General features: G+C 71.7%; 18 protein-coding genes. 4 read left to right on the forward strand and 14 right to left on the reverse strand.

Features of this window, described 5'->3' with window-relative positions; translation table 11 throughout:
- Nucleotides 1–57 precede the first annotated feature (57 nt).
- The 13 genes from CGQ25_RS08195 to aspS form a co-directional block, all read right to left on the reverse strand.
- Nucleotides 58–567 carry a lipopolysaccharide assembly protein LapB gene (locus tag CGQ25_RS08195; protein WP_208712631.1) on the reverse strand — a complete coding sequence of 170 codons (510 nt, stop codon included), beginning with the start codon at nucleotides 565–567 and terminating at the stop codon, nucleotides 58–60.
- The gene (gene aroB, locus CGQ25_RS08200; RefSeq protein WP_208712632.1) at nucleotides 564–1,667 is read right to left on the reverse strand and encodes a 3-dehydroquinate synthase; all 1,104 of its coding nucleotides are present in this window, start codon (nucleotides 1,665–1,667) and stop codon (nucleotides 564–566) included. Before aroB ends, CGQ25_RS08195 begins: the two co-directional genes overlap by 4 nt.
- Nucleotides 1,664–2,206, reverse strand: a complete 543-nt coding sequence (locus CGQ25_RS08205) for a shikimate kinase (protein WP_208712633.1) — start codon at nucleotides 2,204–2,206, stop codon at nucleotides 1,664–1,666. Before CGQ25_RS08205 ends, aroB begins: the two co-directional genes overlap by 4 nt.
- Nucleotides 2,207–2,256: 50 nt before the next feature.
- Complete coding sequence (aroC, locus tag CGQ25_RS08210; RefSeq protein WP_208712634.1) at nucleotides 2,257–3,456, reverse strand: chorismate synthase; 1,200 nt, start codon at nucleotides 3,454–3,456, stop codon at nucleotides 2,257–2,259.
- Nucleotides 3,457–3,482: 26 nt separating this feature from the next.
- Nucleotides 3,483–4,364, reverse strand: a complete 882-nt coding sequence (locus tag CGQ25_RS08215; RefSeq protein ID WP_255405678.1) for a shikimate dehydrogenase — start codon at nucleotides 4,362–4,364, stop codon at nucleotides 3,483–3,485.
- On the reverse strand, nucleotides 4,361–6,376 hold the full coding sequence (gene mltG / locus CGQ25_RS08220; RefSeq protein WP_255405679.1) for an endolytic transglycosylase MltG: 2,016 nt from the start codon (nucleotides 6,374–6,376) through the stop codon (nucleotides 4,361–4,363). Before mltG ends, CGQ25_RS08215 begins: the two co-directional genes overlap by 4 nt.
- Before the next feature lie 5 nt (nucleotides 6,377–6,381).
- On the reverse strand, nucleotides 6,382–6,936 hold the full coding sequence (gene ruvX, locus CGQ25_RS08225; protein ID WP_255405680.1) for a Holliday junction resolvase RuvX: 555 nt from the start codon (nucleotides 6,934–6,936) through the stop codon (nucleotides 6,382–6,384).
- Nucleotides 6,937–6,948: 12 nt separating this feature from the next.
- Nucleotides 6,949–9,630, reverse strand: a complete 2,682-nt coding sequence (gene alaS, locus CGQ25_RS08230) for an alanine--tRNA ligase (protein ID WP_208712636.1) — start codon at nucleotides 9,628–9,630, stop codon at nucleotides 6,949–6,951.
- A 107-nt stretch (nucleotides 9,631–9,737) separates the two neighbouring features.
- Nucleotides 9,738–9,950, reverse strand: a complete 213-nt coding sequence (locus tag CGQ25_RS08235; protein WP_208712637.1) for a hypothetical protein — start codon at nucleotides 9,948–9,950, stop codon at nucleotides 9,738–9,740.
- Nucleotides 9,951–9,974: 24 nt separating this feature from the next.
- Complete coding sequence (locus tag CGQ25_RS08240) at nucleotides 9,975–10,355, reverse strand: DUF948 domain-containing protein (RefSeq protein WP_208712981.1); 381 nt, start codon at nucleotides 10,353–10,355, stop codon at nucleotides 9,975–9,977.
- Between the two features lie 141 nt (nucleotides 10,356–10,496).
- Nucleotides 10,497–11,120, reverse strand: coding sequence for a 30S ribosomal protein S4 (gene rpsD / locus CGQ25_RS08245; RefSeq protein WP_208712638.1), 624 nt, complete (start codon nucleotides 11,118–11,120; stop codon nucleotides 10,497–10,499).
- A 148-nt stretch (nucleotides 11,121–11,268) separates the two neighbouring features.
- Entirely contained in the window at nucleotides 11,269–12,654 is a 1,386-nt protein-coding gene (locus CGQ25_RS08250) for a replication-associated recombination protein A (RefSeq protein ID WP_208712639.1), read from the reverse strand.
- 52 nt (nucleotides 12,655–12,706) lie between these two features.
- Nucleotides 12,707–14,482, reverse strand: a complete 1,776-nt coding sequence (gene aspS, locus CGQ25_RS08255; protein ID WP_208712640.1) for an aspartate--tRNA ligase — start codon at nucleotides 14,480–14,482, stop codon at nucleotides 12,707–12,709.
- 56 nt (nucleotides 14,483–14,538) lie between these two features.
- Between aspS and CGQ25_RS08260 the strand changes: the two genes are divergently transcribed.
- A complete protein-coding gene (locus CGQ25_RS08260; protein WP_255405681.1) occupies nucleotides 14,539–15,798 on the forward strand; it encodes an APC family permease in 1,260 nt (419 codons plus the stop codon).
- 20 nt (nucleotides 15,799–15,818) lie between these two features.
- Here the strand turns inward: CGQ25_RS08260 and hisS are convergent, their stop codons facing one another.
- On the reverse strand, nucleotides 15,819–17,162 hold the full coding sequence (gene hisS, locus CGQ25_RS08265; protein ID WP_208712641.1) for a histidine--tRNA ligase: 1,344 nt from the start codon (nucleotides 17,160–17,162) through the stop codon (nucleotides 15,819–15,821).
- A 138-nt stretch (nucleotides 17,163–17,300) separates the two neighbouring features.
- Between hisS and CGQ25_RS08270 the strand changes: the two genes are divergently transcribed.
- From CGQ25_RS08270 to CGQ25_RS08280, 3 genes are all read left to right on the forward strand, one after another.
- Nucleotides 17,301–18,038 carry a peptidylprolyl isomerase gene (locus tag CGQ25_RS08270; protein ID WP_208712983.1) on the forward strand — a complete coding sequence of 246 codons (738 nt, stop codon included), beginning with the start codon at nucleotides 17,301–17,303 and terminating at the stop codon, nucleotides 18,036–18,038.
- Nucleotides 18,039–18,082: 44 nt separating this feature from the next.
- Nucleotides 18,083–19,513 carry a DUF349 domain-containing protein gene (locus CGQ25_RS08275; protein ID WP_208712984.1) on the forward strand — a complete coding sequence of 477 codons (1,431 nt, stop codon included), beginning with the start codon at nucleotides 18,083–18,085 and terminating at the stop codon, nucleotides 19,511–19,513.
- Nucleotides 19,514–19,634: 121 nt separating this feature from the next.
- A complete protein-coding gene (locus CGQ25_RS08280) occupies nucleotides 19,635–20,240 on the forward strand; it encodes a hypothetical protein (protein ID WP_208712642.1) in 606 nt (201 codons plus the stop codon).
- Nucleotide 20,241 lies beyond the last annotated feature (1 nt).

Raw genomic sequence — 20,241 nt, forward strand, 5'->3', positions numbered from 1 at the left:
CGCAGACCATTCTACCCGTACGGGACGCCTCCGCCCCGACGCGGAGGCTCCGGAGCGTCAGGACTGGGCGCTGAGGACTTCGCGGACCCGCCCCAGGGCCACTGTCGAGGTGTAGATGAGGCTCGCGTCCGCCGAGGCGGCGACCCGCAGGTCGAGGGCTTTGGAGAAGGCGCTCTCGGCGGCGGAATACTTCCCGCGGGAGAACTGGATCTTCCCCAGATAGTGGTAGACCACCGCTTCCCGCGGCGTGCCCTTGACCTCGGCCAGCAGCTTCTGGGCGCGCTCGACCGCGCGGTCGTTGCGGTGGCCGGCACGCATGACGTCGAGCTCGAGGACCTTGAGTTTGAACGATTCGGGATCCTGGTAGCGGGCCTCCATGAGGATCTCGGCCGCCTCGTTCACGTGTCCGCGCGCCAGTTCAACCATCGCGTGGTCGGCCGGCTCTGCCGTGGCTGCCAACGCGGACTCGCAGCGCTCCTCGTCGACGATCTCAGGGGTCAGGGTGTCAGGGTTGAGGGCGATCCCGGGGAAGCCGGCGTCCGGCCATTCGCGGCGATCGAGCATCATGCCGGGATTCCCTCCGCGATCTCCTGGTACGCGGCGAAGAGGAGCGATGTGTCCGGGACCTCGAGGATCCCGGGCTTCGCGACGTCGTCCAGGACGACGAAGCGCAGCAGGTCGCCGCGCGCCTTCTTGTCCCGGCGCATCCCGTCGAGGAGCGCCTGCCACCGGTCCGGCCTGTAGGAGGTGGGCAGCCCGAGGGACGTGAGGATGCTGCGGTGGCGGTCGGCGACCTCGTCCGAGAGCCGTCCCACGCTGCGGGAGAGCTCCGCGGCGAACATCATCCCGACGCTCACGGCGGCGCCGTGCCGCCACGAGTAGCGCTCCGCGAGCTCGATGGCGTGGCCGAGGGTATGGCCGTAGTTGAGGATCTCGCGCAGGCCGGACTCCTTGAGGTCCGCGGAGACGACCTTCGCCTTGACGGCGATGGCGCGCTCGATCAGCTCCCGCACGGTCGACGACGACGGGTCGGCCACGGCGGCCGGGTCGCGTTCGATGAGCTCGAGGATGGCGGGGTCGGCGATGAAGCCGCACTTCACGACCTCGGCCATGCCCGAGATGAGCTCGTTGCGGGGAAGCGTCGCGAGCGCGTCGAGGTCGGCGAGCACGGCGGCCGGCGGATGGAAGGCGCCGACGAGGTTCTTGCCCTCCGCCGTGTTGATCCCGGTCTTGCCGCCGACCGACGCGTCCACCATCGCGAGCAGGCTCGTGGGCAGGTGGACGACCCGGACGCCGCGGAGCCAGGTCGCGGCCACGAAGCCCGCGAGGTCGGTCACGGCTCCGCCGCCCACCGCGACGATCGCGTCCGACCGGGTGAAGTCGTTCTGTCCCAGGACCTGCCAGCAGAACGCCGCGACCTGGATGTGCTTGCCCTCCTCCGCGTCCGGGATCTCGGCGGTGACCGCCGTGAATCCATCGGCTGCGAGGGAGTCGCGCACGGCATCGCCGGTTGCCCGCAGGGCGCGGGGGTGGATGACGAGCACGCGGCGCACGCGCTCCCCGAGGATGGGCGCGAGCCGGTCGAGCAGGCCGTGGCCCACCACCACGTCGTAGTTCTCCGCGGGGGTGGCTCCCGTGACCTTGATGACTGCAGCGTCGCTGCTCATGCCTGGACTCCCTCGTCGATCCGGTGTGCCGCCGCCTGCGTGTGCGCGCCCGTGTCGCTCCCCGAGCAGATCCGTCGCGCGATGAGTTCCGCCACTTCCAGGGCCGTGCTCGTCCCCGTGTCCACCGTCAGCGACGCGAGCTGCTCGAAGACTGGCCTGCGCCGGTCCATGAGCGCCTTCCAGCTGCCTTCGGCATCCCCGTGGAGGAGGGGCCGGTCCGCGCTGCCGGCGAGCCGGGGGGCGACGTCGTCCCAAGAGGCGCGCAGGTAGACGCGATGGGCGTCCGTAAGCCGTGTGCGAGTCTCCTCACGCAGGACGGATCCGCCGCCGAGTGCGAGGACAAGGCCTTGGGAGTGGACTCCGGTGAGGGCACGCGCGATGGCCTCGGCCTCGGCGGCGCGGAACGCCTCCTCCCCGTGGGCGGCGAAGATCTCGGGGATCGGGCCGTGCTCGGCTACGACGAGCGCATCGGAGTCGAGGAACTCGGCCCCCACGAGCTCGGCGAGGGCGACGCCGACGGAGCTCTTCCCCGCGGCCATGGGACCGAAAAGGACTACCGGTCGGTCCAGCCGGCATGGAGCCGACGCGGTCATCCAACCACCGAGTCGAGGTTCGCGGGGATGGCGGCGACGTACGCTTCGAGGTTGCGCCGGGTCTCGGCGACCGAGTCGCCGCCGAACTTCTCGAGCACGGCCTGGGCCAGGACGAGCGCGACCATCGCCTCGGCGACGACGCCGGCGGCGGGGACGGCGCAGACGTCCGAACGCTGGTGGTGGGCCTTGGCCGCCTCCCCGGTGGAGACGTCGATCGTGCGCAGGGCGCGCGGCACCGTGGCGATGGGCTTCATGGCCGCGCGGACGCGCAGGACGTCGCCGATGCTCATGCCGCCCTCGATGCCACCGGCACGGTTGGTCGAGCGGACGATCTTGCCCGCGGCGTCCCGGACGATCTCGTCGTGGGCGGCGGAGCCGCGGCGGGCGGCCGTGCGGAAGCCGTCACCCACCTCGACGCCCTTGATGGCCTGGATGCCCATGAGCGCCCCGGCGAGGCGCGCGTCGAGCCGGCGGTCCCAGTGGACGTAGCTTCCGAGGCCCGGCGGGAGCCCATAGGCGAGGACCTCCACGACACCGCCGAGGGTCTCGCCCTCCTTGTGCGCGGCGTCCACCTCCGCGACCATCGCCTCCGAGGTGGCGGCGTGGAAGCAGCGCAGGGGGTCGGCGTCGAGCGCCTCGACATCCGCCGGCAGCGGCAGCGGAGCGTCCTCGGGGGCGGCCACTGAGGCGATCTGGGTGGTGTGGCTCACGAGCTCGATGCCGAGCTCGCGCAGGAACGCGGCGGCCGCGGTGCCGAGTGCGACCCGGGCAGCGGTCTCACGGGCTGACGCGCGCTCGAGGACCGGCCTGGCCTCGTCGAAGCCGTACTTCTGCATCCCGGTGAAGTCGGCGTGGCCCGGGCGGGGCCGGGTGAGCGGTGCGTTGCGCGCCTGTCCCTCGAGCTCGGCGGCATCGACGGGGTCGGCCGCCATGATCTGCTCCCACTTGGGCCACTCGGTGTTGGCCACCTGGATCGCGACGGGACCGCCCTGGGTCAGCCCGTGGCGCACACCGCCGACGATCGTCACCTCGTCGGCCTCGAACTTCATGCGGGCGCCGCGGCCGTAGCCGAGACGGCGGCGGGCGAGCGCCGCCTTGATGTCCTCGCTTGTCAGGCCGACGCCGGCCGGGAGGCCCTCGACGATTCCAACGAGTGCCGGGCCATGGGACTCACCGGCGGTCAACCAACGCAACATGTATTCCATCCTGCCACGCGCGCGCACTAGGCCGTGCGCCGCGGTACTCCCACTGAGTCGCACATCACATCTATGACGCGCGGTTCCCTCGCGTCCTCGCGGCTGGTGAACAGCACGATCTGCTCGACGGCCTGGTAGACGAGCATCTCGAGGCCGTGGAGCACGACCCCGCCGCGTTCGGCCCATGCCTGACCGAGCCTGCTGGGCCACGGATCGTAGGCGACGTCGAGGAGGACCCGGGGGGCGCCGTCGTGCGTGGCAGGCAGCCCTGCCAGCTCTGCGGCCAGCGAGTTGCCGGCGCGCGGGGGCAGCGTGCTCACGACGGCGTCTGCCGCTGCGAGGCGGGCCGCTCCCCCGTCGATCGGCGCGAGGGAGACCGCGAGGCCGAGCCGCTCGGCGAGGGCTGCGGCCTCGCCCGCGCGCGCCGCATCCCGGACGAGGAACCCGACGCGCTCGGCGCCGAGCTGCGAGAGCGCCGCGACGGCCGCGAGGGCGGTGTTGCCGGCCCCGACGACGACAGGACGGCTAACGCGCCCCAGGCCCGCATGGCGGAACGACTCGACGATCCCGGCGACATCCGTGTTGTGCCCGACGAGCACTGGATTGGCCTGGCCGTCCTCGACGACAACCGTGTTCAGGACGCCGAGCTCAGCAGCGAGGCCGTCCAGCCGGTCGACGAGTGGGACGAAGGCAGCCTTCAGGGGCATGGTCACCGAGAGCCCCCGCCAGCCGGGCTCGCTCCGCACGCGCGAGGCGAACGCAGGCAGCTGGGCCTCCGTGAGGTCGAAGGATCCGTACTCCATGTCGATGCCGAGGGCCGCGTAGGCGGCACCGTGCAGCGCCGGGGACTTCGAGTGGCCGATCGGATGCCCGAGCACCGCGGCGCGGCGGCGGGGGGAACCGGTCACTTGCACTTCCCCGCGTTCGCCTGGCACCACTGCTCGTACTGCTGCGCGTACCCGAGGTGCTCGGCGTACGTCTTGGAGAACTTGGTCTCCCCCGTGTCCAGGTTCACGGTCACCCAGTACAGGTAGTCGTTGGGCGTGGGCTTCGCCGCGGCCTGGATGGCCGTGGCTCCCGGCGAGCCGATCGGTCCCGGCGGCAGGCCAGCGTGCTGGTACGTGTTGTACGCGTTGCCCTGGTCCGCTTTCTCGGCCTCGCTGATGTGGTAGCTCTTCTTCCCGATCCCGTACGTGACGGTCGCGTCCGACTGGATGAGGCCGTTCGTCTCGGGGTTGGGCTTGAGCCTGTTGTAGATGGCGCCCGCGACGTTCCCGTAGTCGGCTCGGCCGCCCTCCGCCTGGACGATGCTGGCAACGGTGAGGACCTGGTACTGCTTCGCCGGGTCGGTCACCCCCGCCTGCTTGAGCTCGTCGAGGGTCGTGTTGACGAGCTTGGACAGGATGTCCTTCGCGGAGCTCCCCACCGGGAGCCGGTACTCGCCGGGGGCGAGGTATCCCTCGAGGTTCTTCGCCTGGGCCGGCAGGCCGAACTCGGACGGCTTGGCGTTGAGCGCGTCGAGGTCCTTGCGGTCCACCGAGGCCGCCTTGGCGATCTCGTCGAGGGACTCCGAGACGCGCAGTCCCGCGTTGAGGGCCAGGTAGATGACCTTCTCGCCCGAGGTTCCCGCCAGCACCTGGGCGGCGTCCGACGAGGGCATCTCCTTCTTGAAGGTGTAGTCGCCGGGATGGAGGCTGCCCCCGGTCGCAGCGAAGGCCTTGAGGAAGGTGTTCGCGTCGGCGACCACGCCCTGCTTCTCGAGGCTGTTCGCGACGGCGGCGGGCCCCGATCCGGGCTGGACCGTCACCGTGACCGAGCCTTCGCCCGGGCCGGGATAGTCGGTGACCTTCCCGATGCCGAGCACCGGGCTGAGGATCTGGACGACGACGAGGGAGGCGCCCACGAAGAGCGCGATCGCGAGCCCGAGCCCGACCACCAGCCGGAAGCGGCGGGACCGCTTCGAGGGCGCGGGCGCCACGACGGGCTCCCCGAAGACCGCGTGGTCCACCTCGTGGGGCTCGTCGTACGCGTGGTCGTGCCCATGGTCGTACGCGTGGTCGTGCCCATGGTCATGCACGGCCGTCTGGACCTCGTCCCCGTAGCCGGCGGGTGCCTGGACGTGCCATTCGTCGCGGCGGGAATCCTCGAGCGTGTCCGCGTGCCGGTGGCCGGCACCGGCGTGGCCGCGGGTGTAGCCCTGGGCGGCGAGCGGGAAGACGCTGCGCCGGTCCTGCTGGTCTGCCGAGCCGGTACGGGCACGGGTCTGCTCGTCGGGGGAGCTCACGCGGCTCACCGGGACGGTCGCGGGCGCCGACTCGGGGACGGCCGGGAAGAAGGCGGTGGGCGGCGGCAAGGCCGGTTCGGCGGAGCGGGCAGGTGTGGGCGCGGGGACCACGGGCTCCGGAACGACGGCCGGGGGGCCGGCGTCTGCCGCGGGGACGGGCGACGGCGGCGTGAACGCGAGCGCGCTGGGGCCGGACGACGGCGGGTACGCACCCCATCCCATGGCGGCGGAGGTGGGGCTCGTGCCGGATGAAGGCCGGGCCTGGGGTGCCTCGGGGCGGCTCGGACTCTCGGCGGGCGCTGCGGCCGAGAATGATCCGCGACGGCGGCCTTGGGGCGTCTGCCGGTCCCGATCGTGCGCGGGGGCAGCGGGCGAGGAGGCGGGCTGGACGGAGGAGGTGGGGAAGGCCCCGCTCAGCGCGGCCGCCGCCGCCGGCGAGGGCGTGGCGGTTGGCGCGGGAGGGGTCGGATCCGACGGCAGGCGCGGGAACGCCGAGGGCGGCGGCGCGTAGGCGCGCCGCTGGGGCGTGAGCATGCGCTGCTGCGCCTCCTGCCGGGCACGCTCGCGCTCGCGCAGCTCCCTGCGGGTCAAGGGCCGATCAGGCACGGCGGGGGTCGTGTTCTCCTGGGGGTCCATCCTTGCTAGCCTCTCATATCCGAGTCGTCGCCACGGATTTCCCCATTCCGCGGACTGCGGGCCATCACTGCAGTCCCCGCTTCGCCGCGCCCTCTGAGGAGGTCCAGCGCGTGCTGGAGGATGCCCACGGCGGCCACTTGGTCCACCACTCTACGATGCTCGCGCGAGTCGAGGCCAGCTGCGTGGAGGGTCCGGTGGGCCTCGACGGTCGAGAACCGTTCGTCCACCAGCCGGACCTCGCATCCGGCCCCGGCGTCGGCCAGCCGGTCCGCGAGCAGCTCTGCGACGCCGCGCGCGAGTGCCGCCGACGCGGTCTCCCCGCCTGCCAGGGTGCGCGGCAGGCCGACATAGACCTCGACGGCGCCGCGTTCGAGCACCTCACGCACGAGCACCTTGATGTCGCTGTTGCGCTTCGGATCCCGCGCGAGGGTCTTCAGCGGCGTCGGCAGGATGCCGTCGGCGTCGCATACCGCGACGCCGACGCGCACCGTGCCCACGTCGACTCCCAGGCGTACTCCGCGCCTGAATCCTTCCGACACCATGCCTTCAGCGGTGGCCATAGGCGCCCGCCCTCAGCGCTGCGCCACGGCTGCAGCGACGGCCGAGAGCGCCTCGACGATCTTGGACGGGTCGGTACCGCCGCCCTGGGCGATGTCGTCCTTGCCGCCGCCTCCGCCGCCGAGCACGCCGGCTGCGGCGCGCACCAGCGCACCGGCCTTGACGCCTTCCGCGCGGGCCTCCTCATTGGTGGCGACGAGGACCGCGGGCCGCCCCTTGGCGACGCCCGCCACGGCGACGGCGGCGGGCGAACCGCTGCCGAGCCGCGCCCGGAGGTCGAGCGCGAGGGCGCGCAGCTCGTCAGCGGAACCCAGCTCGCCGGCGTCGTGCGTGATGAGGCGAACACCGGCGACGTCCTTCGCAGAGCCCACCAGCGAGGCAGCCGCGGCCTGCAGCTTCTCCTTGCGGAGCCGCTCGAGCTCCTTCTCGGCCGCCTTGAGCTTCTCGAGGGTTGCAGAGACGCGCTCGGTGAGCTGGGCGGACGGCACCTTGAAGATCTCCGTCAGCTCCGAGACCAGCGCCCGCTCCGCGGCCTGGTGGCGGAACGCATCGAGGCCGACGAAGGCCTCCACGCGGCGGTTGCCCGAGCCGACGGACTGCTCCCCGAGCAGCGTGAGCGAGCCGATGAGCGCGGTCGTGTCGACGTGCGTGCCGCCGCAGAGCTCCATCGACCACGGGCCGTTGATCTCCACAACCCGCACGCGCGAGCCGTAGTTCTCGCCGAAGAGCGCCATTGCGCCTGCAGCCCTGGCCTCGGCGAGGGGCATCTCTGCGGTGTTCACCATGAAGTTGTCGCGGATCGCGAGGTTGGCGACCTCCTCGATCTCGCTCCGGGCCGCGCCCGAGAGCTGCTCGCTCCAGGCGAAGTCGAAGCGCAGGTACCCGGCCTTGTTGAAGGAGCCCCTCTGGACAGCCTCCGGGCCCAGGATCTGGCGCAGGGCCGCATGCACGAGGTGCGTCGCGGTGTGCGCCTGTTCGGCGCCGTGGCGCCGCTCGCGGTCGACGGTGGTGCGCACGACGGCGTCGGCGTTCAGCTCGCCTTCGCGCACGATGGCCTTGTGCACGCTCAGGCCCTTGATGGGCCGCTGGACATCGAGCACTTCGACGACGAAGCCGTCGCCCGTGATGAGGCCGGTGTCGGCCGCCTGGCCGCCGGCCTCGGCGTAGAACGGGGTCTCCTCGAGGATGATCTCGACTTCCTCGCCGCTGCCGGCGCGGTCGACCCGGGAGCCTGCGGCCACGAGGCCGCGGATGCGCGATTCGCCGTCGAGCTCGGTGTAGCCGGTGAAGACGGTGTCGCCGGCGCCATGGAGTTCCTGGAAGACGCTGAGGTCGGCGTGGCCGCTCTTCTTCTCCTTGGCGTCCTTGCGGGCGCGCTGGCGCTGGTCCTCCATCAGGGCGCGGAACCCGGCCTCGTCGACCGTGACTCCCGCTTCCTCGGCCATCTCGAGGGTGAGGTCGATCGGGAAGCCGTAGGTGTCGTGCAGCGTGAAGGCCTCCTCGCCCGAGAGCGGCGAGCCCTGGGCCTTGGAGAGCGTGACGGCCTCGTCGAGGCGGGCGGTGCCCGCGGCGATGGTCCGCAGGAACGCCTTCTCCTCGCCGTAGGCGATCCGGCTGATCCGGTCGAAGTCCTTCTCGACCTGGGGGTAGACGCCCTTCATCGCGTCCCGCGAGGCGGGGAGGAGATCGGGGAGGACGGGCTTCTCCACCCCGAGGAGGCGCATGGCCCGGACGGCCCGCCGGATGAGGCGGCGCAGGACGTACCCGCGCCCCTCGTTCGAAGGCGTGACGCCGTCGGCGATGAGCATCAGTGCACTGCGCACATGGTCGGCCACGACGCGCATGCGGACATCGTCGGCGTGGTGGGGGTCCTCGTCGGACTCCGCTGAGGTGTACTCCCTGCCCGAGAGCTCCGCGGCCTTGTCGATCACGGGGCGGACCTGGTCGGTCTCGTACATGTTCTCGACGCCCTGGAGGATCATCGCGAGGCGCTCCATGCCGAGGCCGGTGTCGATGTTCTTCTTGGGCAGCTCGCCCAGGACCGTGAAGTCGGTCTTCGAGCGCACGTCGTCGATCTGGTACTGCATGAACACGAGGTTCCAGATCTCGATGTAGCGGTTGTCGTCGGCCACGGGGCCGCCCTCGACCCCGTAGGCAGGGCCGCGGTCATAGTAGATCTCGGAGCAGGGGCCGGCGGGGCCGGCCTGGCCCGTGTGCCAGTAGTTGTCCTTCTTGCCCATCCGCTGGATGCGCTCGGCCGGGATGGAGGTGTGCTTGATCCAGAGGCTCGCGGCCTCATCGTCCTCCTCGTAGACCGTGACCCAGAGCTTCTCGGCAGGCAGCCCGTACCCGCCGTCGTCGACGCTCCTGGTCAGGAGGTCGAACGCGAACGTGATCGCGTCCTCCTTGAAGTAGTCGCCGAAGGAGAAGTTCCCGCACATCTGGAAGAACGTGCCGTGGCGGGCGGTCTTGCCGACCTCCTCGATGTCAGCCGTGCGGATGCACTTCTGCACACTGGTCGCCCGGCTGTAGGGCGGCTCATCGCGCGCGGTGAGGTACGGGATGAAGGGGACCATGCCCGCGACGGTGAACAGCAGGGACGGATCGCTGGAGACGAGCGACGCCGAGGGCACGGCCGTGTGCCCCTTGCTGACGAAGTAGTCGACCCAGCGCCGGGTGATCTCGTGCGACTTCATGTGCGTGTGCTTCAACCTTCCGCAAAGTTGCGGGCGCGGTGCGTCCGCGCCGAGCATGCGCCCCCTCCCCTGCGGGCGGGCGCCTCCATCAATTCTAGGCGTCCGGGCTAGGCCTCGAGCCCGAGCCCCTTGCGCAGCTCCGCCTCGCGCTCGCCCATGCCCGCCCTCACCTGGTCGGCGAAGTGGGCCACGCTGTCAGCGAGGGAGGCGACGGCACGGTTCAGGCCGCCGGGCGAGGCCAGCGAGCGGGCCTCGGTGATCTTCTGGTAGGCGATGACCCCAAGGGCCACGCCGACGCCGAGCCAGACAATGCGCTTCACGTGGTGGGTTCCTTCGTCTGCTTCTCAGCGGCTCCGCCGGCCGGACCGGCGGGCACCGCGCTGCGGCTGGGAGAGGGCGGAGCGGACGCCGTACGAGAACGCGGCGACCTTCACGAGCGGGGACCCGACAGTCGCGGCGACGAGCGATGACAGGGCAGAGACGTTGGCCGTCGTGTCGGACACGTTCTCCGCGATCACATCGACCCTCTTGAGCTCGCCGTGCGCCGTCGTGACGGTCGCGGTGACCTCGTCCATGAGCGGTGTGGCGCCGTCCGCGAGCGTGCGGATGGAACCGCGGAGCTCGTCCAGGACCCTCCCGAGCTTCAGGATCGGCACGGCCAGCAGCGCCACGAGGACGGCGAACACGCCTGCGGCGATGAGCCCAGCGATATCCCCTCCGGACACGGATTCCACCTCTTCTTCCTCCCCGATTTCCGCACCAGGTGCGGACCCTCTGGCTACCTTACACACGCAAGGAGCCCGCGGCGCGCGCCGCGGGCTCCTTGCGTGCACCCCGTCCGTCCCCTCTCGGGGGACGAAGCGGGATCAGCGGGCGTAGTACTCGACGACGAGCTGCTCTTCGCAGGTCACGGGGACCTCGGAGCGCTTCGGACGGCGCACGAGGCGGGCCTGGAGGGCCTCGAGCTTGACGTCGAGGTAGCCGGGAACGGCCGGGAGGACGTCGCGGTGGGCGCCGGCAGCGGCGACCTGGAACGGCGTCATCGTCTCGGAGCGCTCGTGGACGCCGATGAGCTGGCCCTCGGCGACGCGGAACGACGGACGGTCGACGCGCTTGCCGTCCACAGTGATGTGGCGGTGCACGACGAGCTGGCGGGCCTGGGCGATCGTGCGGGCAAAGCCGGCACGGAGCACGAGGGCGTCGAGACGCATCTCGAGGAGCTCGATGAGGTTCTCACCGGTGAGGCCCTTGGTGCGCTTGGCCTCCTCGAAGGCGCGGGTCATCTGCGCCTCGCGGATGCCGTACTGGGCGCGGAGGCGCTGCTTCTCGCGGAGGCGGACGGCGTAGTCCGAGTCCTGCTTCTTGCGGGCGCGGCCGTGCTCACCGGGGCCGTACGGGCGGCGCTCCATGTACTTGGCGGCCTTGGGGGTGAGGGCGAGGCCGAGAGAGCGCGAGAGGCGCGTCTGACGGCGGGCACGAGTGCTCGACACGTGTGTCCTTTCATACTGCCGCGGCGATGGAAATCCTGGCCTCCGGATGTGGAGAGCGTTGGCCCGCGACTGCCTCCTGCTGCCGACGGGACGTGCCACATCGAGGGGCGTCCCAGTCGTGCCAGACGAGCGTCAACTCTAGCACGGCCTAGGAGCCGCGGACGATTCCGCGCAGCCGGTCGACGCGGGCCTGCAGCTCGCGCTCCGCCCCGTTGCCCGTCGGGAGGTAGTAGTCCTTGCCGACCAGGTCGTCCGGCGGGTACTGCTGGCGCGCCACCGAGTGCGGGGCGTCGTGGGCATACGCGTAGCCCTTGCCGTGGCCCAGCCGCTGCGCGCCGGCGTAGTGCGCATCGCGCAGGTGGGGCGGAATGCCCGTGCCGAGCCCGGCGCGCACGTCCGCGATCGCGGCGTTGATGCCCATGTAGGCGGCGTTGGACTTCGGCGCGGTGGCAAGGTGCACCACGGCCTCTGCGAGCACGATCCGGCCTTCGGGCATCCCGATCAGCTGGACAGCCTGGGCGGCGGCGACCGCGGTCTGGAGTGCGCTCGGGTCGGCCATGCCGATGTCCTCGGCAGCCGAGATGATGATGCGCCGCGCGATGAAGCGCGGGTCCTCCCCGGCCTCGACCATGCGCGCGAGGTAATGCAGCGCGGCGTCCACGTCCGAGCCGCGGATCGACTTGATGAACGCGCTCACGACGTCATAGTGCATGTCGCCCGCGCGGTCATAGCGGACGGCGTGGGCATCGACGGCCTTCTCGGTGTGCGCGAGCTCGATGGTGACGGGCCCGTCCCCGCCCTCGCCGGCCTGGTTGAGCGCGACGGCGGCGGCGGCCTCGAGCGCGGTCAGGGCACGCCGGGCGTCCCCGCCGGCCAGCCGCACGAGGTGCTCGGCGGCGTCGTCCGCGAGCACGACGGCGCTGGCCAGCCCCCGCGGGTCCGTCACTGCGCGCTCGACGAGGTCCCGGATGTCCTCGTCCGTGAGCGGCTTGAGGGTGAGGAGCAGCGAGCGGGACAGCAGCGGGGAGACGACGCTGAACGACGGGTTCTCCGTGGTTGCCGCGACGAGCACGACCCACCGGTTCTCGACGCCCGGCAGGAGCGCGTCCTGCTGGGCCTTGGTGAACCGGTGGATCTCGTCGAGGAACAGGACCGTGGTGGTCCGGTGCAGGTCACGGGCGGTGAGCGCCTCGTCCATGACGCGCCGGACGTCCTTGACGCCGGCGGTGATGGCGGAGAGCTCGACGAACTTCCGGCCGGGTCCCCGGGCGATCACGTGGGCGAGCGTGGTCTTGCCGGTGCCCGGAGGGCCCCAGAGGATGACCGAGCTGGGGCCGGTCGGCCCCGAGCCCGCCGCGCCGGCGGCGAGCTGCCGCAGGGGAGAGCCCTCGCCGAGCAGATGCTGCTGGCCCACGACCTCGTCGACGCTGCGTGGCCGCATGCGCACCGCGAGCGGCCCGCGCTGCGCCTCGGCCGCCGCGCGGGCGGACGAGGGTTCCCCAGCGGCAGGCTCCGATCCGAACAAATCTTCCATCGCCCCTACGCTACCGCGTGGGACGAGGACGATTCACACAGCCCTGCCTCGCCTACGCCTCGGGCTTCTTCGGCTCGGGCTTGGCGTCGACGCCGGCCTCCTTGCGCTGCTCCGGGGTGATCGGAGCAGGGGCCGCGGTGAGCGGGTCGTAGCCGCCGCCGGTCTTCGGGAACGCGATGACCTCCCGGATCGACTCCACGCCCGCGAGCAGGGCGACGACACGGTCCCACCCGAAGGCGATGCCGCCGTGCGGCGGAGCGCCGTACTTGAACCCCTCGAGGAGGAAGCCGAACTTCTCCTGCGCCTCGTCCTGGTCGATGCCCATGACCTTGAACACGCGCTCCTGGACATCGCGGCGGTGGATACGGATTGACCCTCCGCCGATCTCGTTGCCGTTGCACACGATGTCGTAGGCGTAGGCGAGGGCCTCGCCGGGCTCCTCGTCGAAGGTGTCCATGAACTCGGGCTTGGGCGAGGTGAAGGCGTGGTGCACGGCCGTCCACGCCGAGTAGCCGAGGGCGACGTCGCCCGAGGCGGTCGCGTTCGCCGCAGGCTCGAACAGGGGCGCGTCCACAACCCACACGAACGCCCAGTCGTTGGGGTCGATGAGGCCGGTGCGGTGGCCGATCTCGACGCGCGCTGCGCCGAGAAGGGCGCGCGCGTCATCCTTGGCGCCCGCGGCGAAGAATATGCAGTCGCCCGGGTTCGCGCCGACGGCCGCGGCGAGGCCCGCGCGCTCGGCGTCGGTCAGGTTCTTCGCGACCGGCCCGGCGAGCTCGCCGTCCTCCTTGAACAGGACGTATGCGAGGCCCTTGGCGCCGCGCTGCTTGGCCCACTCCTGCCACGCGTCGAGCGTGCGGCGGGGCTGCGAGGCGCCGCCGGGCATGACCACCGCACCGACGTACGGTGCCTTGAACACGCCGAACGTCGTGTCCTTGAAGTACTCGGTAAGGTCCGTGAGCTCGAGCCCGAAGCGGAGGTCCGGCTTGTCGGAGCCGTACTTCGCCATGGCCTCGGCGTAGGTGATGCGCCGGATCGGAGTCGGGATCTCGACGTCGATGAGCTTCCACAGCGCGGACACGATCCGTTCGCCGAGCGCGATGATGTCGTCCTGCTCGACGAAGCTGGCCTCGATGTCCAGCTGCGTGAACTCCGGCTGCCGGTCGGCACGGAAGTCCTCGTCCCGGTAGCAGCGGGCGATCTGGAAGTACTTCTCGATCCCGCCCACCTGCAGGAGCTGCTTGAACAGCTGCGGGGACTGCGGGAGCGCGTACCACGAGCCCGGCGCGAGGCGCGCGGGCACGAGGAAGTCCCGGGCGCCCTCGGGGGTCGAGCGGGTCAGCGTCGGGGTCTCGACCTCGAGGAAGTCCTCGCCGTGCAGGAGCTCGCGGGCCACGCGGTTCGCCTCCGAGCGCAGGCGCATGGCGCGGGCCGGGCCTGGGCGGCGGAGGTCCAGGTAGCGGTGGCGCAGACGCGCCTCCTCGCCGACCTCGACGTGCTCGTCCACCTGGAACGGGAGCGGGTCGGCGGTGTTGAGGACCTCGACCTTCTCGGCGATGACCTCGATCTCACCGGTGGCGAGCTGCGGGTTCTCGTTGCCCTCAGGGCGGCGCTCGACCGTTCCGGTGACCTGCAGCACGAACTCGTTGCGCAGGCCGTGGAAGACCTCCTCCTCGCGGACCACAATCTGCGACACGCCCGTGGAGTCGCGGAGGTCCACGAAGGCCACCCCGCCGTGGTCGCGGCGGCGGGCTACCCAGCCCGCGAGGGTGACGGTCTGGCCAATGTGCTCGGGGCGCAGTGTCCCGAGGCCGTGTGTGCGCAGCAAAGGTCTTCCTTCACTAGGATCGACAGTGGTTCGCATCGAGTTTACCCGGAGGTCCCGTGCCGCCCGCCCCCCGCCTCGGCCGACGCCTTGGAACGCTTGACGCGACGGCGATCGGCCTCGGCTCGATGCTGGGGGCCGGTGTCTTCGCCGTCTTCGGCCCGGCGGCTGCGCTCGCGGGCCCGCTCCTGCTGCTCTCGCTTCTCCTCGCCGGCGCCGTCGCGTACGCGAATGCGGTCGCCTCGGCGGCGCTCGCGGCCAAGTACCCCTCGAGCGGTGGCACCTATGTCTACGGCCGGGAACGGCTCGGCCCCTGGGCGGGCTTCCTCGCCGGCTGGGGCTTCGTCACGGGCAAGAGCGCCTCGTGCGCGGCGATGGCCCTCACCTTCGCTCACTATGTCGCGCCCGAGCATGCGGTGCCCGTCGCGGTGGCCGCTGTGGTGGCGCTGACCGGGGTCAACCTGGCCGGGATCACGCGGACGGCCCTGGTCACGAAGGTGCTCCTCGCCGTCGTCCTCGCCGTCCTGGCCTTCGCCGCTGCGGCAGGGCTCGCGCTGCCTGCGCCCGGGCTGTCCGCCTCCGCGCACGACGGCGCGCCGCCCGGCCCCCTCGGCCCCGTCACCGCCGCCGGGGTGCTGTTCTTCGCCTTCGCCGGCTACGCGCGCATCGCGACGCTGGGCGAGGAGGTGAAGGACCCCTCCCGCACCATCCCCCGCGCGATCTTGGGGGCACTCGCCGGCGCCTTCGCCATCTATGCCGGCCTCGCGCTCGTCCTCTCGGCGCGCCTCGGGCCCCGGCTCGCGGAGGCAGCGGCCCCGGTCCACGATCTGGTCGCGGGGGCGGGACCCGCTGCGGGCGGGATCGTCCAGGCCGGGGCGGCTGCGGCGTGCCTCGGGGCGCTGCTGGCGCTCATCGCGGGGGTGGGCCGCACCTCGCTCGCCATGGCGCGCGAGGGGGACCTGCCCGGGGCGCTCGCACGCATCGCCGGGTCGCACAGGGTCCCGTGGGCGGCGGAGCTCGCGGTGTGCGCCGCCGTCGTGCTCCTCGTGGTGGGCGGGAACGTCCTGACCGTGATCGGCTTCTCGAGCTTCGGCGTGCTCGTCTACTACGCCGTGGCGAACGCCGCGGCGTTCACGCTTCCCCGTCCCGAGCGGCCGTGGTACTCGCCCCGCTGGCTCAACGCCGCCGGCGCCGTGGCGTGCCTCGCCCTGGCGTTCACGCTGCCGTTGACCTCGGCCCTCGTCATGGCCGGAGTGCTCGCGGCGGGCGTGGCCGGACGCGCCGTCGTGCTCGCCGCACGACGGCGCCGGGCCGGCTGAGGCGCGCGCCTCGCCGGCGCCTAACGGCCGGCGGGGAGGACCTGCGGCACGAGGTCCGGGGCAGGGGGCATCCAATTCGCCGGATCTGCCTCGACCTGCTCGCCGGAGCGGATGTCCTTGACCTCGTGGCGGCCGTCCGCGTGGGAGAACCAGACGAACGGGATCCCACGGCGGTCCGCGTACTTGATCTGCTTGCCGAACTTCTCGGCCTTCGCCGCGACCTCCACCGGGATGCCCCTGCTGCGCAGCTGCGCGGCAACGCGCTGCGCGTCGGTCCACGAGTCGTCGTCGACGAGCGTGACCAGCACCGCCGTGGGGACCGAGCGGCTCGCGGCCGCGAGGTCCTGGCTCAGGATGCGGGATACGAGGCGCGTGACGCCGATCGAGAGGCCCACGCCGGGGAACTTGCGGTTCCCCTTGGTCGCCAGCGCGTCGTAGCGGCCGCCGGAGCAGATCGAGCCGAGCTGCTCGTGGCCCACCAGGACCGTCTCGTACACGGTGCCCGTGTAGTAGTCGAGGCCGCGGGCGATGCTCAGGTCCGCGACCACCTTGCCCGGGGCCACGGCGGACGCGGCGGCGATGACCTGCTCGAGCTCGGCGAGGCCCTCGTCCAGGAGCTCGTCCTGCACCCCGAGCGCCCGCACCTGGTCCACGAACGAGGTGTCCTCGGTGCGGATCGACGCGAGCTCGAGGGCGGCCTTGGCCTGCTCGGGTGTGGCGCGCAGCTCCTGCTGGAGGAGCTCGGCGACCTTCTCTGGGCCGACCTTCTCGAGCTTGTCGATGCTCCGCAGGACGCCGGCCGTGTCGGCGAGGCCGATCCCCCGGTAGAACCCCTCGGCCAGCTTGCGGTTGTTCACCCGCAGCCTGAACGGCGGGATCGGGAGCGCCGAGAGGGCCTCCGCGATGACGAGCGCGAGCTCGACGTCGTAGCGGAACGGCAGCTCGCCGTCGCCCACCACGTCGATGTCAGCCTGCGTGAACTCGCGGGCGCGCCCCTCCTGGGGCCGCTCGCCGCGCCACACCTTCTGGATCTGGTAGCGACGGAACGGGAACGCGAGGTACCCGGCGTTCTCCACGACATAGCGCGCGAAGGGGACAGTGAGGTCGAAGTGGAGCGCGAGGGCATTCGAATCGTCCTTCGACGCCGAGTCCTCGTCGTCCTGCAGGCGGGAGAGCCCGTAGACCTCCTTGTCGATCTCGCCCTTGCGGAGGAGCTGGCCCACCGTCTCCACGGCGCGGGTCTCGATCGAGGCGAAGCCGTGCAGTTCGAAGGTGCGCCGGAGCGTGTCGAGCACATGGAGCTCCACGAGCCTCTCCTGCGGAAGCCACTCGGGGAATCCGGACAGCGAGGCGGTACGTGCCATGGGTGAAGAACTCCTTGTGCGTAGACTGACTGCTGCACAAGTTTATGCGCCTCTCATCCACCCAGAAGCGCCAGAGCGTAGGAGGAGACGTCGGTGGCCAAGCGGAACGTGCGTGAGGACCGCCGTCGCGTCCGGCTCATGGAGGCGAAGGCGCAGCTGCGCCGGGAGAAGGAGCGGCGTCGCCGGCGCGACAACACCATGGCGGCCGCAGTGGCCGCAGGGGCCATCGTGCTCGCCGCCGTGCTCCAGGGGACGGTCTTCGCCTCCAATCCCACCGCGGCGGACTATGCCGCTGTGCAGGCCGGGCTCAACCAGGCCTCGGCCAGCCCCTCCCCCAGCGCGAGTAACGGGCCGCAGATCCCCTCGCCCGAGACCGCCGCGGGGAAGACGTTCACCGGGGACCTCGTGCTCAACGGCAAGACGCTCGGGGTCGAGCTCGACGGGACGAAGGCGCCGCAGGCAGCGGCGGTGTTCTCCTCGCTCGCCCAGGCGGGCACCCTCAACGGGCGCTCGTGCGCGCGGCTGACCACGGGCGCGCAGTTCGCGCTCCTGCAGTGCGGGCAAGTGGCCGAGGGCCAGCCCCAGCCGGACTACACGTGGGGGCCGCTCGAGAACACCCCCGCGGACGCGATGTACCCGGCGGGGACCATCGCCGTCGCGAGGACGGCGAACAATGCGTACGGCAACGGGCAGCAGTTCTTCATTGTGTACCGGGACACCACGATCCCTGCGGACAGTGCGGGCGGGTACACCGTCGTCGGCAAGGTCACCTCGGGCCTCGACGCCGTCCAGGCCATCGCGGCCGGCGGTGTCACGACCGGCGAGGACGGGGCCCCGGTGACACCTGTCACGATAGACTCGTTCACGGTGAAGTGACGTGGCGGCCCGTGCCTACTGCTGTGCCGGCAGTGCCACCTGAAATGCAACCTCTAAGCGAAAGAGTTCTAGCGGTGACCGAAAGTCAGAAATCCGACGACACCGCGGCCCCTTCGGCCGCTCCCGTTCCCTCCCCCGCTGCCTTCGCGGCGAAGCCGAGGCCGGCTTCGCCCGCGGTCGTGGCGCCCCAGGCGCCGACCCCGGCACCGGCACCGCCGGTGTCGCTCACGGAGGCCGCGAAGTGGGGCCGCGTCGAGGGTGACGGCCACGTCTTCCTCACTGTCGACGGCGAAGAGCACCCGGTGGGCCAGTACCCGGGGGTCTCCCCTGAAGAAGCCCTTGCCTATTTCGCGCGGAAGTTCGAGGACGTCGTCGCGCAGATCTCGCTGCTGGAGCAGCGCGTGAGCTCCCATGCTTCGGTTGCGGACGTCCGCAAGGCCGTCACGCACCTGCGCGAGCAGCTCACGGAGCGGGCCATGGTCGGCGACGTGCGCTCCGCCGAGGGCCGCCTCGACGCGCTCGAAGCCTCCCTCGCCGACGCCGAGGCCCAGGAGAAGGCCGCCCACGAGACCGCCCGCGCAGAGGAACTCGCCCGCCGCGAGGCCATCGTCTCCGAGGCCGAGCAGATCAGCGGGCAGGACCCGGAGCGCACGCAGTGGAAGTCCAGCGGCGCCCGCATGAACGAGCTGTTCGAGGAGTGGAAGACCTCCCAGAAGTCCGGGCTCCGTCTGGGCAGGGCCACCGAGGATGCCCTCTGGAAGCGCTTCCGCGCCGCGCGCACCCAGTTCGACCGCCACCGCCGCGCCTACTTCTCGCAGCTGGACAGCCTCAACGCGCAGGCCAAGTCCGTCAAGGAGCGCCTGATCGCCGAGGCCGAGTCGCTGCAGACATCCACCGAGTGGGGATGGGCCGCGGGAGAGTACCGCCGCCTCATGGACGAGTGGAAGGCCGCGCCGCGGGCGAGCCGCAAGGACGACGACGCCCTCTGGCTGCGTTTCCGGGCGGCGCAGAACGTCTTCTTCGAGGCCCGCCAGGCAGCGAACGAGGCTGTGGACCGCGAGTACTCGGCCAACCTGAAGGTCAAGGAGCAGCTGCTGGCGGAGGCCCAGCAGCTCCTGCCCATCACCGACCTCGCGACCGCCAAGAAGGCGCTCCAGTCCATCCGTGACCGCTGGGAGGAGGCCGGCCGCGTTCCCCGGGCAGACATGGGCCGTGTCGAGGCCGGCCTGCGCAAGGTCGAGGACGCCATCGCCCACGCGGACCAGGAGAACTGGCGCCGGACGGACCCCGAGACCAAGGCGCGCACTGATTCTGCCCTCACGCAGCTCGAGTCGTCGATCGCCGCCCTCGAGGGCGAGCTCGCCGACGCCGAGAAGTCCGGCGACGCACGTGCCGCCTCCAAGGCCCGCGAGGCCCTGGACGCCCGCCGCGCCTGGCTCGAGACCCTGCAGCGGTCCGCGGGCGAGCTCGGCTGAGCCCCGACGTTCCGCCTCCGGGAGGGGGCCCGCAGCAAGCCGCTGCGGGCCCCCTCCCGCTTTATCCACAGGGGCAGCGGACGGGATGCGCGGTTCGCGCGCACGTGAGCATGATGTCCCCATGCCTACCCCGCTCCATCCCGCACCGGCGCCAGACGCCGATCCGCCGGTCCTTGTCGCCGGCGGCCCGTTCACCGCAGTCGAGCTCCAGGCGATGGAGCACGACGGCGTGCTCCGCCGCCTGATCGCCGACGCGTACGTGCCGGTCCAGTGCAGGGAAGTTCCGGAGCTCCGGGCTCGCGGTCTCTCCTCGATCCTCGCGCCGCGCCTTGTCCACCGGACGGTGGTCGGCCGCCTGACGGCCGCGTGGGTCTACGGCTGCGCGGGGACGCCGGACATGCCGGTCCTCCTCGTCGACGGTTCCCGACGCATGTCCACCCTGCGTGCTGCTCATCGGCTGCTCGTCCACGAGGTGCACTTCGGGCCCTTCGACATTGTCGAGCTGGCCGGGGTGAGGGTCACGAGCCCGCTGCGCACCGCCGTCGACCTCGCCATCCACTCCGAGGACGGCGTGTCCGTCCCGGTGCTCCGCAGGATGCTCGCCCAGCCGCGGCTCGGCCTCACGGTCGGTCTCGTGGCGCGCGGGCTCGATGCACTCCCACGGCAGCCGCACCTGGCGCGGGCGCGCCGCGTCATCGCCCGGGTGGCGGGAGCGCCGGCGTCGTGAA

This window comes from Sinomonas sp. R1AF57, assembly GCF_002224485.1.
GTDB classification, from domain to species: Bacteria; Actinomycetota; Actinomycetes; order Actinomycetales; family Micrococcaceae; genus Sinomonas; species Sinomonas flava.